Origin of the sequence: Serratia sp. M24T3 (assembly GCF_000257645.1) — a bacterium.
Classification (GTDB): Bacteria; Pseudomonadota; Gammaproteobacteria; order Enterobacterales; family Enterobacteriaceae; genus Rouxiella.
The window spans coordinates 37,054-53,789 of sequence record NZ_AJHJ01000031.1 but is presented as its reverse complement, the minus strand read 5'-3'; the positions used below and the strand labels follow the sequence as shown (position 1 = coordinate 53,789).

The window sequence follows — 16,736 nt, the reverse complement described above, 5'->3', positions numbered from 1 at the left end:
CCGTTTTGGCGGTGACCATCATGATTGGAATATCAGAGAACTGGCGAATATCACGGCAAATAGTCAGACCGCTGCTGCCGGGCAGCATCAAATCAAGCAAGATCATGGTCGGCGGGTTGGACTGCACCAGCGGGATAACATCGTTGCCGTTGGTCAGCCACTCGGTGGCATAGCCCGCTGCCTGTAAATAATCGACCAACAGTTGGCCCAGTTTAGGCTCATCTTCAACAATCAGAATTTTTAGCGGTTGGTGATCCGCATTAACGTATTCATTCATCACAATCTTTGTCCGATAGGAAGTGAAAGCGGCAGCAGCAGGGTAATTCTCACTCCGCCGGATGGGGAATGTTCGGCGCTAAGCTTACCGCCGTGAGCCTCTACAATATTCTGACAGATAGCTAATCCCAGCCCGGAACCCCCGCTGGCGCGGTTGCGCGAGCCTTCTGTGCGGTAAAAACGCTCGAAAATCTTCTGCAACTGCTCATCATTTAGCCCGGGGGCAGTATCCTGAAAATAAACTTGCAGGAATTTGTCACGACGAGTGGCAATAATCTCTAGTCCTCCGCCTGAATCAGTATAGCGCAGGCTGTTTTCCAGCAGATTATTAAACAGCTGTGATAAACGATGAGGATCGCCAAAAATGGGTGCCTTTTCTGAAAGATCGCTGGTTATGCTCAGCTGTTTGGCGTGGAAACGTTCGCGGAATGCGGCTTCAGCCAATTGAATCAGGTGTACCACGTCGGTTTCTTCTTTGCGATAGGCCAGCGCTCCGGCATCTGACAGCGACAGTTGGTAGAGGTCATCAACCAGCTTGGTCAGAATCGATACTTCCGACTGCAACGACGCCAGTGAATCCAGCGACATTTTTCTCACCCCGTCCTGCATGGCTTCCAACTCGCCGCGCAGCACGGCTAACGGAGTGCGCAGTTCGTGAGAAATATCGGCCATAAACGCCCGGCGCATCTGCTCGTTTTTCTCAAGCGTTATCGCCAGCTGATTGAAGTCCTGCGCTAGCTTGCCAAGCTCGTCCTGAGTCCCGACCTTGACCCGGCTGCTGAAATCGCCTGCCGCCAGCTGATGAGTTCCCTTAACTAATCGTTTGACCGGAGCCAGCATGCCACGCGAGAGAAGCCAGGTCACGGCCGCCGCCAGCAGGGTGGTGAAGCCCATGATTATCCAGCTGGTGCGACGCTGCTGTTGGTCGAAGTTGATGTCGGCGTTGCGCGTCAGGCGTTCGGCCGGAGTAGAAACCACAGTGCCGATAAACGTGCCTTTCACCATCATTTTCCTGCCGGAACCCATCAAGTCGGCGGGAATGTCTGATTCTGAACCGGCGATGCGGCGATCGCTGCTATCGAGTATCCAGAATTTGGTGCGCCAGCCGAGGGGTGGTAAAAGCTGACTGTTTTCATCGTTTTGGTCGAAGGTGCGCATCATCTGGTAGACGGCTCTATCGTTATTTTTAACGAAATCCCAGTTGCCGTGCTGCTCGTACTGCTGCTCCAGATAGTCGGCGATCATCTCCACTCGCTGTTCATTGCCGTGGCGAATGTAGTCGATGAAGCCGTGTTCGAAGCTTAGCCTGACGCCCCAGTTCATGGTGACCATCACCAGACTGCAGGTCAGGAAGATGGCGAGAAACAGTTTGGCGGTGATGCCTGGTCTCATGATTTTCTCATCGGGTCTGAGGAGGCGGACGCATTATGACGGCGGTCGGCCAGGGCGTTAGTCTGTGATTCATCCGGTACGCGCAGGAAAATCCAGGCAGGGAACGCGATAATCAGCGTCATGCAGATATAACAGTAAATAAAGGCGCTTTGCATCGCGGCGCTGCCGGGGTTGATTTGCTGATGGGCAAACAGGCCAATCAGGATTCCCGCCACGCTAACCCCAAGGCTCATCGACAGCTGCATAATCATTGACAGCAGGCTGTTGCCGCTGCTGGCAAGACGCGGCGGCAAGTCTTTCAGCGTCAGGGTATTCATCGACGAGAAGCGCAGCGAGTTGACCATGCCCTGGAAAAACAGCACCACCGGAATCATCCAGTAAGCGCCGTAAATAGCCACCAGCGGCATACACAGCGTGATCACTGACAGCAGCAGCGTGGCGCTGACCAGCGCTTTGCGATACCCCAGCCTGTTGACCAGCCGGACCACGATACGCTTCATGCCCATGCTGCCCAACACCATCGGGATCATCATCAAACCGGCATGGAAAGGGGTAAATCCCATACCCAGCTGCAGGAAAACCGGAGTCATAAACGGCAGCATCCCGCTACCGATACGGCCAAGGAAACTGCCGGTCAGACCAATGGAAAAGGTGCGAGTGTGAAAAAGGCGCAGAGAAAACAGCGCCGAGAGATTGCCGCGCGCGTGCAGCCAGTAACTGCCCAGCGCGGCAATGCCAATAATTACCAGCAGTGCCAGAGCCAGCGGTGACAGGTTGAGTCCCTTGTTACCCTCCAATGCCAGAGTCAGCGTCGCCATGCAAACCGCCAGCATGAAGAAGCCGCTGATATCAAAGCGCCGGGTCTGCATTTTATAGTTGGGCATCAGGGTTAGGGTGGCGATAGCTCCGGCCAGGCCAACCGGTAGATTAATCAGGAAAATCCAGTGCCAGCTGGCGTACTGGACCAGAAAACCGCCCAGCGCCGGACCCATTAACGGGCCAATCTGCCCCGGCAGAGTCACAAAAGTCATCGCCGCCATATATTCACTGCGCGGCACAATTTTTAACACCGTCAGCCGCCCGACCGGCACCATCATCGCGCCGCCTATACCTTGCAGCACCCGCGACATCACCAGCTGTTGCAGCGTGGACGACTGCGCGCAAAACAGAGAACCCAGCGTAAACAGGATAATTGCCGAGAAGAACACCCATTTTACGCCGACCTTGTCCGCCAACCAGCCGCTGGCGGGCAGCATTACGGCGACAGTGAGCACATAAGCCACCACTACGCTGTGCATCTGCAGAGGGTTTACGCCAAGACTGGTGGCCATCGAGGGTAGGGCTGTATTGACGATAGTGGTATCAAGAGATTGCATAAAGAAGCCGAAGGCAACGATCCATAGTTGCCAGCGCACTGAAATGGGTAGGGTGGTTCCGGAAGCTTCAGTCATCGTTATGTTGTGCCTGATAGAGTTTTTTTCACTGCGTCAATTCTGACTTTACTATACAGCAAGCTGATTGTTATCGTTTTTTAGATTGCGAGCAGAAATCAGATTGGCATCGGCATTCAGTTTAACGAAGTTGACCGGTGAAAGAATGGAGGAATTAAGGAGTCCTTTTCATTCTGTGACAATTTAACGCGGTGATGATGACTGAGTATTATTGGCGTGAAGTGCTAAGGTTAGTACTGCGATTCGCAAGCTAATTAACTTCTTCATTCAAGCAAGTCATCAGAAAAAGGAGAGCATGATGAGTAAAAGAGAATTGGGTCGTTCCGGTATTCAGGTTCCACAGCTGACCTTCGGCGGCAATGTGTTTGGCTGGACCATCGACCAATCAACCTCTTTTAGCGTTCTCGATGCGCTATTGGAACACCAGCTTAATTTCATTGATACCGCCGATGTTTATTCGCGTTGGGCAGAAGGAAATCAGGGCGGAGAGTCGGAAACCATTATCGGTAACTGGCTGAAGAAAAGCGGCAAACGCGACAAAATTGTTCTGGCGACCAAGGTCGGCATGGAAATGGGGGACGGGCAAAAAGGCCTCTCGCCAAGCTATATCCGCCAGTCGGTGGAAAACTCGCTCAAGCGTTTGCAAACTGATTATATCGACCTGTATCAGGCGCACAAAGACGATGAGGACACCCCATTATCCGATACCCTGGAAACCTTCAATGCGCTGATTAAAGAAGGTAAAGTGCGCGCTATTGGCGGTTCCAACTATAGCGCAACACGCTTTGCAGAAGCGCTGAAGGTGTCTAAAGAGCAAGGTTTTGCACGCTACGAGACGCTACAGCCGGAATACAATCTCTACGATCGTAAAGACTATGAGTCTGGTCTGGAGAAAGTCGCGAGCGAAAACAGCGTTGGCGTGATCAACTATTACTCGTTGGCGAGTGGTTTCCTGTCAGGTAAATACCGCAGTAAAGAAGATGCCAGCAAGAGTAAGCGCGGTCAGGGCGTGGTCGATAAGTACCTTAACGATCGCGGGCACAAGATTATTCAGGCTCTGGATGCTGTCGCCGAGAAACATCGCGCTTCTCCGACTCAGGTTTCCCTCGCCTGGCTGATCGCTCGTCCGAGCGTTACCGCGCCTATCGTCAGCGCAACTTCATTAAAGCAGATTGACGAACTGGCATTGGCCACCAAGCTGAAGCTGGATCACGGTGATATTGAAGCTCTGGATAAAGCCAGCGCCTGGAAGTAACCCCTAAAGTGGTTAATAGGTTTAACCTTTTAAAACCATAGCGACATAAGCCCTGAGCGATATAAACCCATAGCAACGGGCACAAAAAAAGCGCCGACGTGAGTCAGGCGCTTTTTTTAGCTCATCAGCCGTTAGCTGCAAAGCAGAGAGGTTTTGCAGCCTATGGGCATTAACGGAACAGCGTTTGTGCCCAACGCGCCAGACCGGCGGTGACCGAGCCAAAATCATTACCACCAACTAGCGGGATGCCAGGCAACTGTGCCTGCAACGCGCTGCGCAGCAGAGGCGATCGCGCACTTCCGCCGGTAAGATAGATAACGTCCGGAGTAATTTCGCTGCTGGCAAGCGCGAGGCTGACCTGCTCCTGTATCCGCTCCAGCGGCTGGGCAATCGCTTCGCTAAGCTGCTGCTGGCTGATTTCTTCTGCTAATCCGGCTTCAATAAACTCCAACGCTGCGGTCACGCTTGGTCGTTCAGACAGCGCTATTTTGCTCTCTTCCGCCGCGCGCACCAGACGATAGCTCAGTCGCTGCTGGTGGATCTTCAACAGGCGCTTAACCTGACTCGGGTCTGAGGCATCACGGATCATATCCCGCAACAAGCGGCCGTTGGCGACGCTGTAAAAATCAACCTGAGCAGGAACGTCATTGGTCGCCACTGCATTCCAATACGGCAGTGAAGGCATGGCGATGCCTTTTTGCGTCTCGCTGCCCATGCCAAACTTTGGCGTCAGCTGCTTGAACGCCGTCATGATGTCGAGATCGTTTCCACCAACGCGGCAGCCACTGTGCCCCAGCAGGCTGTTCTGGCGCTCGGCCTTGTCGCGCCAGCTTGGACCCATCAGCAATACCGAGCAGTCAGTAGTACCGCCGCCGATATCCACCACCAACACGGTTTTGTCTTCCGTCAGCGTAGCCTCGAAGTCCAGGCCTGCCGCTACCGGTTCAAACTGGAAAGCGATATCGCGGAAGCCTGCGCGCGCGGCTGCACGTTCCAGAATACCCTGTGCCTGACGGTTTGCCTCTTCGCCACCCATGCCCTGGAAGTTGATTGGACGACCGATCACGGTTTGTTCGATAGTCTGCTGCAATACCGATTCGGCCTGGCGTTTGATGTGGAACATCATGGCGCAAACCAAGTCTTCAAACAGCGCAATTTGTTGGGGCTTCAGACCGTTGGCGCCCAGGAAGGATTTCGGTGAGCGCACGAAATACACGTCTTCCGGATCTTCCATATAAGTAGAAAGCGCCTGCAAGCCAAAAAGCACGCTGTTGCTGTTAACCGGAATATCTTCTTCGCGGTTGAAGTTAACACTGCGGCGCAACAGCTGTTGGTTCTCTTCGCTGCCGGTGGGTACCTGCCAGTGACGATTCAGGCATTCACTCACAGCTTCACGCGTTGGCGCACAAAGCATGGAGGGTAGATAAGCGTCACCATTTTCCAGCGCTAAAAGTTCTGCGTTGTTATCACGCATGACGGCGACGGAGCAGTTTGCCGTGCCGTAGTCAAATCCAATAAACATCACGGTTCCCCATGCCAAAGAAGGGGGGCGACTTTACCGGAGTCGCCGCCAGCAGGCAAGAAGGAAGTACGGCGCATCTTTCAGCGACTGTCAGGCGTTGCAGCCGTAATAAGCAATTTTACTATTTTGTTAATTATTATCGATAATAATACGTAGGCAGTTTTAATAAACAACTCATTATATTTAACCTAATACAACAAGTTGATTACAATTCACGAATAAGCCGTGCCGAATTGCCAACATATATTCCTTTAATAGTCGTTGGCTTTGTTACCACGCTGCCGGCACCAATTACTGATCCGCTACAAATAAACTCGCAAAGAATCGTGCTGCCGCTGCCAATGGTGACATTATCGCCTAACACTATATTTAGCCAATTTGATGAATCTGGATCGGGTGAGCCATTTTTAAACAAATCATTAGCAAAAGTCACATTGTGGCCGATAAAACAGTTTTCACCGGTAATCACGTTTTCACATAAAAAGCTGTGAGACTGAATACGACTTCCCCGGCCAATTACACAACCTTTTTGTATCTCGACAAACGGCCCGACGAACACCTCATCATTGAGAGAGCAGCCATAAAGGTTAGAGGGGCTAACGAGGGTCACATTCTGGCCCGAACTCACATCTCTTATGCTACATTCAATAATCTTCATTATTTATCCTCTGTTAGTTCCGCAACAGGTTTTCCAGCCTCCACTCAGCAAGGATTCAGCCGGTGCAAAAGACCAAATATCTTCTTCCTTATACACCTCCTTATGACTGGGCGTGGATGAGCCGTTTCCTTAGTGCGAGGGCGCTCGCAGGAATCGAATCTTTTGAGCAGGGTGTTTATCGCCGAACGATAGAGATAACAGAGCAGGGCGTGACAGCCAGTGGCTGGCTGAGCTGGCGGCCGCTGGAGCATGAGGGCACGGTGGAGCTGGAAGTTTCTGATTCATTGGAGCCGCATATCCAAAGCGTTGTCCGGCGAGTCAGGCATCTGCTGGATTTAGATGCCAATCCGCAGCTGATAGCCGAGACGCTGGGGCTGTTTGGCGACGATGTTGCAGGCATGCGCATGCCAGGTTGTATCGATAACTTTGAGCTGACGGTGCGCGCAATTCTCGGCCAGCTGGTGAGCGTTAAAATGGCAGCAACTTTCTGCGCCCGCCTGGCAGAACTCTGCGGAGAACCGGTTGTTACGCCGTTTACAGGACTGACGCGATTATTTCCCACCGCACAGCGCGTTGCCAGCCTCAGCGTAGAGCAGCTGCGCGCCATCGGTGTTCAGGCCAAGCGCGCGGCCTGCCTGATTGGAGTGGCTCAGGCAGTACAAAACGGCGAGTTACCGCTTTATGGTGTCGAGGACAGCAGCGAAGGTATAAAACGGCTGGTGGCGATGCCGGGCATTGGCGCATGGACCGCCAACTACGTCGCGATGCGTGCTTGGGGTGAAAGAGATATATTTTTACATAGCGATTATTTAATTAAGCAAAGATTTCCAAATATGACGCCAGCAACCATAAGTCGCTATGCGGAAATTTGGAAACCCTGGAGAAGTTATGCGACGTTGCTTATTTGGAATAACCCTAATTGGAAACCATAATAATCAATTGTTAAATTTGTTGATAATAAATGTTATCCCATAGTATCCGTAAGGATACAGATATTAAATAAATGAAATCCTATTTACATCAACGGGATTTGAAATCAAAAAACCGCACAAAGTGGCCGAAAGTTTTTTAACATTTTAAAAAAATACACGTACAATTCATGCGAACCGAAATTGTCTCTACTGCATTAGGCTGAACGTGTCTTTAATCCTGATCAATTCTTCTCGAAGTTTCTCACCCGCGTGGTGGGGTATCTTCGCGATACTCATTGTATTGTTTGCTCCGGCGATCTCGAGATCTCTGGAACACTTTACCTTGGGCGCTGCGAAAACGTCGGCAACGACGGATTCAATGGCGAGCTTTGTCTCAGGAGCAGACCGCGTAATTGCCACGGGCATGAAAGACCATCAGTCATCAATCTCAGAACAACTTGGCCGCATGCAAATGCAGCTGAACGCGTCGGCGAATGATGTCTCGATGCATGAAGATTTATCCTGCTCATATTGTGCATTAATTGACCAAATGGCTATAATCAGTTTGGGAAATGTAATGCTTCAGTTGTCGGGTAACCTCAGAGCTTTTATACCCAGAGAACATTTCGATTCTCCACTGTTTAGCTTCTTTAAACAGGCGGAGTTTCAACCCCGCGCACCACCGTTTTAACCGAACACCGCGTTTATACATACAGACATCGTGAAGTACCTGTGGATCTCCACAACGGTTTTCCACTATATAGACAATTTATTTTTTATTTTAGTCATTGGGTTATGAGGTGCTTTTTGCACCGGGGCTCTTACGACTTTTTTTGAACAAACTGACTGTCTGTCTTATGAAACTTTCTATGCAATCTGAGGTAATGCCATGTTTGGCTTAACTGCACTGGATCTTGCAAGGGCCCAGTTCGCCTTTACTGTGTCTTTTCACATAATTTTCCCAGCGATCACCATAGGTTTGGCGAGTTTTCTGGCTGTGCTCGAAGGGCTCTGGCTGAAAACAAAACAAGATTCCTACCGTGATTTATACCATTTCTGGTCCAAAATCTTCGCCGTAAACTTTGGTATGGGCGTTGTTTCTGGTCTGGTTATGGCCTATCAATTTGGTACTAACTGGAGCGGATTCTCTGATTTCGCCGGTAACATCACAGGTCCCCTGTTGACCTATGAAGTACTGACCGCATTCTTCCTGGAAGCTGGCTTCCTGGGCGTTATGCTGTTCGGCTGGAACCGCGTTGGACCTGGTCTGCACTTTTTCTCTACCTGCATGGTAGCGTTGGGTACAATCTTCTCCACCTTCTGGATCCTGGCGTCAAACAGCTTCATGCACACGCCACAGGGCTACAGCATCGTTAACGGTCTGATTGTTCCTGTTGATTGGCTGAAAGTTATTTTCAACCCATCGTTCCCGTACCGCTTGTTCCACATGAGTATTGCGGCGTTCCTGGCTTCTGCATTCTTTGTTGCCTCTGCTGCTGCTTACCACCTGCTGCGCGGAAACGACACGCCTGCAACACGCAAAATGTTCTCCATGGCAATGTGGATGGCGCTGATCGTTTCTCCTATCCAGGCAGGTGTGGGTGATGCTCACGGTCTGAATACCCTGAAATACGAGCCGGCTAAAATCGCAGCGATTGAAGGCCACTGGGAAAATACAGACAACAAACCTTCTCCGCTGGTATTGGTTGGTTGGCCTGACATGAAGGCTGAAGAGACTAAGTACAAGATTGAAATTCCCGATCTGGGAAGCATCATCTTGACGCACAGCCTGACCCATCAGATCCCGCCACTTAAGTCTTTCGCACCTGAAGATCGTCCTAACTCGACCATCATCTTCTGGACATTCCGCGTCATGGCGGGTCTGGGCATGCTGATGATTCTGTCTGGCTTTGTTGGTCTTTACATGCGTAAACGCGGCAAGCTGTACACCAACAAAACATTCCTGCGCTTCATGCTGCTAATGGGACCTTCTGGTCTGATTGCTCTGCTGGCTGGTTGGATTACGACTGAAGTTGGTCGTCAGCCTTGGGTTGTTTATGGCCTGCAACGCACCAAAGACGCGGTTTCAGCGCACGGTGTTGTTCACATGAGTATCACCCTGATCGCTTTCGTTGTGATCTATTGTTCAGTATTCGGCGTCGGCTACGGCTACATGATGCGTCTGATCAAGAAAGGTCCTGAAGCTCACGAGGGTGAACATCATGAAGACGGTGGTCCGGGTAAACATCGTACCCCTGCTCGTCCTCTGTCTGCAGTAAATGAAAAACTAGATTCCAGGAGCTAATGATGGGTATCGATTTGCCGTTGATCTGGTTCGTTATTATCATTTTCGGCATCATGATGTATGTCGTAATGGATGGTTTCGATCTGGGTATTGGTCTGCTGTTTCCTTTTGTTAAAAAGGAACAGGACCGTGATGTGATGATGAACACCGTTGCCCCTGTCTGGGATGGTAACGAAACCTGGCTGGTTCTGGGTGGTGCAGGCCTGTATGGCGCATTCCCACTGGCTTACTCAGTGATTCTTGATGCGCTGGCAATGCCGCTGACTATCATGCTGTTTGGCCTGATCTTCCGTGGTGTCGCCTTTGAGTTCCGCTTCAAGGCGAGCGAAGAGAAGCGTCATATCTGGGACAAATCCTTTATCTGGGGTTCTGTTGTAGCGACCTTCTGCCAGGGTGTCGTTCTGGGTGCTTTCATCGACGGTATGCCGGTTGTTAACCGCGTCTATGCCGGTGGCGCAATGGACTGGCTGACGCCGTTCACTGTGTTCTGTGGCCTGGGTCTGATCGTTGCCTATGCTCTGCTGGGTGCAACCTGGTTGACCATGAAAACCGAAGGCAACCTGCAAACTCGCATGCATGACCTGACTAAGCCACTGCTGTATGTGCTGTTGGCTGTGTTGGCTGTGGTGAGTATCTGGACTCCACTGACTCACGCAGACATCGCGCATCGCTGGTTCAGCACGCCTAACCTGTTCTGGTTCCTGCCAGTGCCGGTATTGGTATTGCTGGTGTCATTCTGGTTGATTAAAGCGGTAAACCGCAACGCTCATTACGCTCCTTTCGTGCTGACTCTGGCACTGGTGTTCCTGGGTTATAGCGGTTTGGGTATCAGCGTGTGGCCGAACATCATTCCACCGTCCATTACCTACTGGCAGGCAGCATCACCGCCAGCGAGCCAAGGGTTTATCCTGGTTGGAGCACTGTTCATCATCCCAATCATCCTGGTTTACACCTTCTGGAGCTACTATGTGTTCCGTGGGAAAGTAACGCCGGATCAGGGTTACCACTGATAACGTGTTAAAATAATCGCCAAGGGGCAGGGTTACAGACTTGCCCCTTTCTTCAAAAGATTGGAGGACTGAATGAAAAGTCTTATTAATATTCAACAGATGGATGACAACACCGTACCGGCCAAAAGTGTCCCCTTCTGGAAAAAGGTTTCATGGTTAGTTTTGATCTACGGTGGCAGCGTTTTTGCCCTGTTCGTCGTAGCCTGTGCCTTCCATATTTTGATGTTTGCAGCGGGTATGAGAACACACAGCTAACTTGCAATATGAGTGAGAAGTTGGGTGAGAAGTGAAAATTGAGAATTAGCTGCAAGTATGTTGGGATACACCACATCGCTCCCTGATGTCAGGGAGCGGCTTGCAGAAAAAGTTATAGCAGGAAGAGGGTTGCCAGGCCGAGGAAGATAAAGAATCCTCCAGTGTCGGTCAGTGCGGTAATCATCACACTTGCCCCCAACGCCGGGTCTCGTCCTAAACGCACCATTGTTAATGGAATGAGTACGCCCATCAGCGCGGCGACCAGCAAATTCAACACCATTGCCAGCGTCATCACCGCGCCCATTGCCAAATTACCGTACAGCAGCCAGGTCACCACCCCCATTAATCCGCCCCAAATCAGGCCATTGATCAGCGCAACGCCCAACTCTCTGAGCAGCAGGAACGGCATATTGCTTAACTGCACCTGATGCAGCGCCAGACCGCGCACAATCATGGTGATGGTCTGATTACCGGTATTTCCACCAATACCGGCGACAATCGGCATTAATGCGGCCAGCGCAACCAGTACGGAAATTGTATGCTCGAACAGCCCAATCACCCGCGACGCCACGAAGGCAGTGCAAAGATTGATGGCAAGCCAGGCCCAGCGATTTTTCACCGCCTTGCCGACCGGCGAGAACACATCTTCTTCCGGGCTTAAACCGCCCATGCGGCGAATGTTGGTGTCGGAATCTTCATTCACGAAATCGACGATTGACTCTACAGTCAGGCGGCCCATGAGTTTGCCTTTCAGATCTACTACCGGCGCAGTTATCAGATCATACCGTTCAAAAGCGCCGGCGGCGTCATCGGCCTTGTCGTTAGGACTGAAGCTGGTCGGATCATCATTCATGACCTCGGCGACACGATGCAGCGGCGCGTTGAGCAACACTGTCGTCAATGGCAGCTCGCCGAGCAACAGGTTATTGCGGTCGGTGACAAACAGCTTGTCGCTACCTTTAGGAATAATTTTCCTAAAACGCAGGTAACGCTGAACGGTGGCCAGTGTGACATCTGCTCTGATGGTCAGTAGCTCAAAATCCATAATTCTGCCGACTGAGGTTTTGCCAAACTTCATCACCTCACGGACTTTTTCTCGCTGACGCGGTTCCAGCGCCGTCAGCACGCGCCCGGTCAGGTCACGCGGCAGATGCTCGGCAAGATAAACCTGGTCATCGAGGTCTAGCAGCGAAATGGCACGCAGCAGGTCTTTATCGCTCATTTCCTCAATCAGGCTGTCCCAGACCGTCTCGGAAACTTCTACCAGAGCTTTACCGCGCGCGCTGATATCAACCAGGCTCCATAACGCAAGGCGCTGGTGTTCAGGCAAGGCTTCAAGGATGTCGGCAAGGTCGGCGGCGTGGAGCGGGGCGATGCTGGCGCGGAGGTCAGCGGTTTGGTTCATTAATTCAGAATTGAGGCTTTCGGGTGTCTTCTCGCCGAGAATGCTGTCGGCCAGATCGTCATTGTTTAACAGTAAATCAAGAATGTGGTGGCGCACTTGCGCCAATTTTTGAGAGTGGTTTTGTTGTTTTACTGCTGACATTCAGAGTCCTTCTGCTAACGGGAAACTTAAATGGCGCATTAAAAATAACGGCGTTCTGACGGTCAGGGCATTTTATCAGGCTGGTTTTGCGCTACCGTAGGGGCAACGCTTTGCTCAGTCTGTGCTGGTACCTGTTTCTGGTTTTGATGATGAGAATACGATCCTATCCCGGCGTAAATCAGACGGCCAATCAAGATAATAAAGCTTATCGCCAGAACGATTTTTGTCATGCTTATGTTATTTTTTTTACGCATAATGGCATCTTAAGAGTAACAGCATCCCTGCTTTTAATAGCTCTGATTTGCACAAAAAGACGATTATTCCTGTTCTTCTTCCTCACCGTCTTCTTCTTCCAGCATTAACTTCCAACCGGTAACATCGTTCCAATATTCCTGTTCACGTTCAAAATCGAGCTGTACCAAGTTGTTCTGCGCCATAAAACCGGCCGGGAAACGCAGAGTCCAATGGTTATCATCGGTAGTCAGGCGCAGTGATTCCGGCTGGGTAGTCGATTGGCGCTGGTTATTGAGCAACGCGCCTAAACGCAGCAGCTGAATAAGCGGCAGATAATGCTTCTTCTTGAACAAGTTCAGGCGTGGCAAATCGTCGAGACGGATCGCTTTGCGCTGAAAACGCACCAACGTCGACAGCAGCGTTTGCTGTTCCTGAGTGAATCCCGGTAAGTTTGAATTTTGCAAAATATAAGCGGAATGACGATGCATGCCGCTGTGGTTAATGCTCAGCCCCACTTCGTGCAGCATTGAGGCCCATTTCAGCAGCGACTCAAGCTGCGGCTGTGCTAAAGAAGAGTTTTGTGCCAACCACTGGGTGTAAAGCGTTTCGGTCGTCTCTAAAACACGACGCGCCTGCTCACGGTCAATATTATAGTGGTCGGCTAGGCTCTTTGCCGTACGACTGCGGATATCCTGATGACGGAAACGGCCTTCCATTTCATACAGCACGCCTTCACGCAGCGCACCGTCAGACAAGCGAAGTTCTTTAATCGCCAGTGCGTCGAATACGCCGCACAGAATTGCCAGACCCGGAACGAATACTGACTGTCTGTCTTCCGATAGGCCCGGCAGGCTAAGCGAGTTAAAGTTTTTATATTTCAAAACTTCAGTCGCCAGCATTTCCAAACGTTCGGCAGTGATTAGACCGTCTTTTTCACCCATTTCGACCAGCACTTCATGAGTAGCCTTGATAGTGCCTGATGCACCCAAAGCGTACTGCCAACCCTGCAAACGATACTGCCAGGCCAGCGTTTCCAACTTTTGCGCCGCGGCCAGACGAGCGCGTTTGAAGTTGCTGCGATTGATATCACCGCCGCGGAAAAACAGCTGGGCAAAGCTGACGCAGCCCATACGGCGGCTTTCTGCCAGCAGGGGTTCAAAATCTTCGCCAATGACCAACTCGGTTGAGCCGCCACCGATGTCGATCACCAGTTTGCGACCTTTTTCGGGCTGGGTGTGTTCTACCCCCATAAAGATCAAACGAGCCTCTTCCTGCCCGGAAATAATTTCAATCGGGTAGGGGATAAGCTCGGCCGCGCGTTGCAGGAACTCTTCGGCGTTAACCGCCTGACGCAGCGAGTGGGTGCCCACAATAGTCACGTTATCGGCAGGGAAACCCTGCAGGCGCTCGGCGAACAGGGCGAGGCAGTCAAGGCCGCGCTGCATCGCTTCTTCGCTGAGATTATTGTAGTGATCCAGGCCATCGGCAAGGTGGACTCGTTGCTTAAGTCGGCCCAGCACCTGGAGAGCGCCATTTACGACGCGGGCAATCACCATATGAAAGCTGTTCGATCCGAGGTCGATCGCGGCAATTTCCTGTGGTTTGGCAGTCATCGGGCTATTTAACGGCATGAGTGTGTTGCTCCAATATCATCAGGCTGGCTCGATAGGGGGTTTTTGATTTTCAAGTTCAAAAGCCTTCAAATAGTCATAGATCGCCACCTGCGCACGCACTTTGCGACGATTTCCGCGAGGAACATAACGGTTACTGAGATCTTTATCAATAATTCTTGCTTTGACCGTGTCACTAAACTGAATCGCCAACAGATCGAGCACACGCTGCTTCAGGCGCGGGTCGAGCAGGGCAACGGCTACTTCGATGCGATAATCGATATTGCGCGTCATCCAGTCTGCGGATGAAATAAACACTTTTTTATCGCCTTTATTTTCAAAGACATAAACTCTATCGTGCTCGAGGTAACGGTCAATAATACTGGTGATCTGAATATTTTCACTGATCCCGGGCAAATTCGGAATTAGTGAACACATCCCGCGGATCAATAAGCGAATTTTGACACCAAAGTTAGAGGCGGCATAAAGCCTGTCGACCAGGCCTTTATCGACCAGATTATTTATTTTAAGCGTGATCCCGGCCGGTTCCCCTACCTGAGCATTGGCAATTTCCTGATCGATCAGCTCGTACAACATACTGCGCGAGTTTTGCGGTGAAACCATCAGATGTTCAAAGGTGACTGGCCGGTAAGGATTCTCGATGAAGTTAAATACGCGACGGACTTCATTGGTAATCCTGGAGTCGGCGGTGAGTAACGAATAGTCGGTATAAATACGAGCAGTTTTTTCGTTAAAGTTGCCGGTCCCAATATGAGCATAGCGGACAATTTCGTCATCTTCGCGTCGTGAGATAAGAAATAGTTTGGCGTGAATCTTCAGGCCGGGCGCAGAGAAAATAACGTGAACACCGGCCTCGGTCAGGCGCTTGGCCCAGTGAATATTGGCTTCTTCATCAAAGCGGGCTTGCAATTCAACCACTACGGTCACTTTTTTGCCATTGTGCGCGGCGTGAATCATTGATTCGATAATGCGCGAGTCTTTGGCCACGCGATAAATATTGATTTTTATCGACAGTACGCTGGGATCGAAAGCTGCCTGACGCAACAGTTCGAGCACGTGTTCGAAGGTGTAGTACGGATAGTAAAGCAGCACGTCCTGTTCGCGGATCGCTGCAAAACCGTTGCGGAAATTATCAAACCACAAATGGCGCAGGCGCGGCAGCGGGCGGTTCACCATGTTGGCTTTGCCGACGTTGGGGAAGCCAATAAAATCTTTAAAGTTATGGTAGCGGCCGCCGGGGATCACCGAATCATAGTTGGAAATACCCAGTTTCTCGCGCAATAGCTCAACCATTTCATCAGGCATATCGCGTTGATAAACAAAACGTACCGGCTCGGCTGTCAGGCGCTGTTTCAGGCTGGATGACATCAGCTCAAGCAGGCTTGATTCCATTTCCGTGACCAGGTCATACTCCGCGTCGCGGGTCATTTTCATCGAGTAGGCGTTTAGCGCATCGTAATCGAAAAAGCCCTTAAAGATATCGTCGAGGCAGTAACGCAGGATGTTATCTAGCAATATCATCGGCTTACGTCGACGTGGCGCTTCCGGCGGTAAATTAACAAAACGCGGTACCTTGTCGGAAGGGATTTCCAGCAGCGCGTAATCGACTTTCTCGCCGCGAATGATCTCCACGGCCAGATAGGTGTAATCGTCCTTCAGAAATTGAACCAGATTAGTTTCCTGATTAACCAGAATAGGAGTAATAAACTGACGCAGATGATGCTTGAAGTACTGACGTAACCAGGCTTGCTGGTTTTCGGAAACTTGACGCTCATTTATTAGAAAGATTTGATTGCGAGCCATTTCCAAAAGAAGATCGTTATACAGGCTGTCGAACTCCTGGTCGATTCGCATGACCTTGGCCTGAATTTTTTTGACCAAATGGCGCGATGCGCCGATAAAACCTTGTTCTTCACTGATCAGAATGCGGCGTTTCAAGTCTGCAAAACGAACTTTATAGAATTCATCAAGATTGTTCGAATAGATGCCGAGGAAACGCATGCGTTCAATCAGGGGGTTACTTTTGTCGGCCGCTTCCTGCAATACTCGCTCATTGAAGGATAACCAGCTCAGTTCCTTATCTATATATAGTTTTTCCTGACCCATTTTAACTCCGTTCATTTAGCCTGAAACCTGGCCCATCAAGACGCATTTTTCGGCCTGCGCAGCTTTTAGGGAGAGGGCCTAGTATCTGCTTGCATTATTGCGAGAGATTGACAGGAATGTCCATCATTTCAATCTCCTTGGTCTTTGGCACCAATGAATTTAGACGTTCTTCAAAATTAAAAAA

The 16,736-nt window shown here is 50.8% G+C and carries 15 protein-coding genes; 6 read left to right on the top strand and 9 right to left on the bottom strand.

The window, feature by feature from the left end; genetic code table 11:
• The 3 genes from SPM24T3_RS19005 to mdtD all read right to left on the bottom strand — a co-directional run.
• Window positions 1-277: response regulator (locus tag SPM24T3_RS19005; protein ID WP_009638432.1), on the bottom strand; the 277-nt coding region annotated here is incomplete at its 3' end.
• Window positions 277-1,668: a two-component system sensor histidine kinase BaeS gene (gene baeS, locus SPM24T3_RS19000; RefSeq protein WP_009638431.1), complete on the bottom strand. Its 1,392-nt coding sequence runs from the start codon at window positions 1,666-1,668 to the stop codon at window positions 277-279. The genes baeS and SPM24T3_RS19005, both read right to left, overlap by 1 nt.
• Window positions 1,665-3,119: a multidrug transporter subunit MdtD gene (mdtD, locus tag SPM24T3_RS18995; RefSeq protein ID WP_009638430.1), complete on the bottom strand. Its 1,455-nt coding sequence runs from the start codon at window positions 3,117-3,119 to the stop codon at window positions 1,665-1,667. Before mdtD ends, baeS begins: the two co-directional genes overlap by 4 nt.
• 298 nt (window positions 3,120-3,417) lie before the next feature.
• On the opposite strand from mdtD, the gene SPM24T3_RS18990 reads away from it, so the two are divergent.
• A complete protein-coding gene (locus SPM24T3_RS18990; protein WP_009638429.1) occupies window positions 3,418-4,374 on the top strand; it encodes an aldo/keto reductase in 957 nt (318 codons plus the stop codon).
• A gap of 169 nt (window positions 4,375-4,543) precedes the next feature.
• Here SPM24T3_RS18990 and yegD read toward each other — a convergent pair whose 3' ends face one another.
• On the bottom strand, window positions 4,544-5,896 hold the full coding sequence (yegD, locus tag SPM24T3_RS18985) for a molecular chaperone (protein WP_009638428.1): 1,353 nt from the start codon (window positions 5,894-5,896) through the stop codon (window positions 4,544-4,546).
• Window positions 5,897-6,101: 205 nt separating this feature from the next.
• Window positions 6,102-6,554: an acyltransferase gene (locus tag SPM24T3_RS18980; protein ID WP_009638427.1), complete on the bottom strand. Its 453-nt coding sequence runs from the start codon at window positions 6,552-6,554 to the stop codon at window positions 6,102-6,104.
• Window positions 6,555-6,616: 62 nt separating this feature from the next.
• Here SPM24T3_RS18980 and alkA point away from each other — a divergent pair, with 62 nt between their 5' ends.
• The 5 genes from alkA to SPM24T3_RS18950 all read left to right on the top strand — a co-directional run bounded on the left by alkA (window position 6,617) and on the right by SPM24T3_RS18950 (window position 11,035).
• Complete coding sequence (gene alkA / locus SPM24T3_RS18975; RefSeq protein ID WP_009638426.1) at window positions 6,617-7,486, top strand: DNA-3-methyladenine glycosylase 2; 870 nt, start codon at window positions 6,617-6,619, stop codon at window positions 7,484-7,486.
• Between the two features lie 205 nt (window positions 7,487-7,691).
• Window positions 7,692-8,156: a DUF2946 domain-containing protein gene (locus tag SPM24T3_RS24870; protein WP_071988463.1), complete on the top strand. Its 465-nt coding sequence runs from the start codon at window positions 7,692-7,694 to the stop codon at window positions 8,154-8,156.
• A 198-nt stretch (window positions 8,157-8,354) separates the two neighbouring features.
• The gene (locus SPM24T3_RS18960) at window positions 8,355-9,770 is read left to right on the top strand and encodes a cytochrome ubiquinol oxidase subunit I (RefSeq protein WP_009638423.1); all 1,416 of its coding nucleotides are present in this window, start codon (window positions 8,355-8,357) and stop codon (window positions 9,768-9,770) included.
• Between the two features lie 2 nt (window positions 9,771-9,772).
• Window positions 9,773-10,780: a cytochrome d ubiquinol oxidase subunit II gene (gene cydB, locus SPM24T3_RS18955; RefSeq protein WP_009638422.1), complete on the top strand. Its 1,008-nt coding sequence runs from the start codon at window positions 9,773-9,775 to the stop codon at window positions 10,778-10,780.
• A 72-nt stretch (window positions 10,781-10,852) separates the two neighbouring features.
• The gene (locus tag SPM24T3_RS18950) at window positions 10,853-11,035 is read left to right on the top strand and encodes a DUF2474 domain-containing protein (RefSeq protein WP_009638421.1); all 183 of its coding nucleotides are present in this window, start codon (window positions 10,853-10,855) and stop codon (window positions 11,033-11,035) included.
• A gap of 112 nt (window positions 11,036-11,147) precedes the next feature.
• Here the strand turns inward: SPM24T3_RS18950 and mgtE are convergent, their stop codons facing one another.
• The 4 genes from mgtE to ppk1 all read right to left on the bottom strand — a co-directional run bounded on the left by mgtE (window position 11,148) and on the right by ppk1 (window position 16,552).
• A complete protein-coding gene (gene mgtE / locus SPM24T3_RS18945; RefSeq protein WP_009638420.1) occupies window positions 11,148-12,581 on the bottom strand; it encodes a magnesium transporter in 1,434 nt (477 codons plus the stop codon).
• Between the two features lie 62 nt (window positions 12,582-12,643).
• Entirely contained in the window at window positions 12,644-12,835 is a 192-nt protein-coding gene (locus SPM24T3_RS18940) for a YfgG family protein (RefSeq protein ID WP_009638419.1), read from the bottom strand.
• A gap of 63 nt (window positions 12,836-12,898) precedes the next feature.
• The gene (gene ppx, locus SPM24T3_RS18935) at window positions 12,899-14,446 is read right to left on the bottom strand and encodes an exopolyphosphatase (protein WP_009638418.1); all 1,548 of its coding nucleotides are present in this window, start codon (window positions 14,444-14,446) and stop codon (window positions 12,899-12,901) included.
• Between the two features lie 21 nt (window positions 14,447-14,467).
• The gene (gene ppk1, locus SPM24T3_RS18930) at window positions 14,468-16,552 is read right to left on the bottom strand and encodes a polyphosphate kinase 1 (protein WP_009638417.1); all 2,085 of its coding nucleotides are present in this window, start codon (window positions 16,550-16,552) and stop codon (window positions 14,468-14,470) included.
• Window positions 16,553-16,736: the final 184 nt, after the last annotated feature.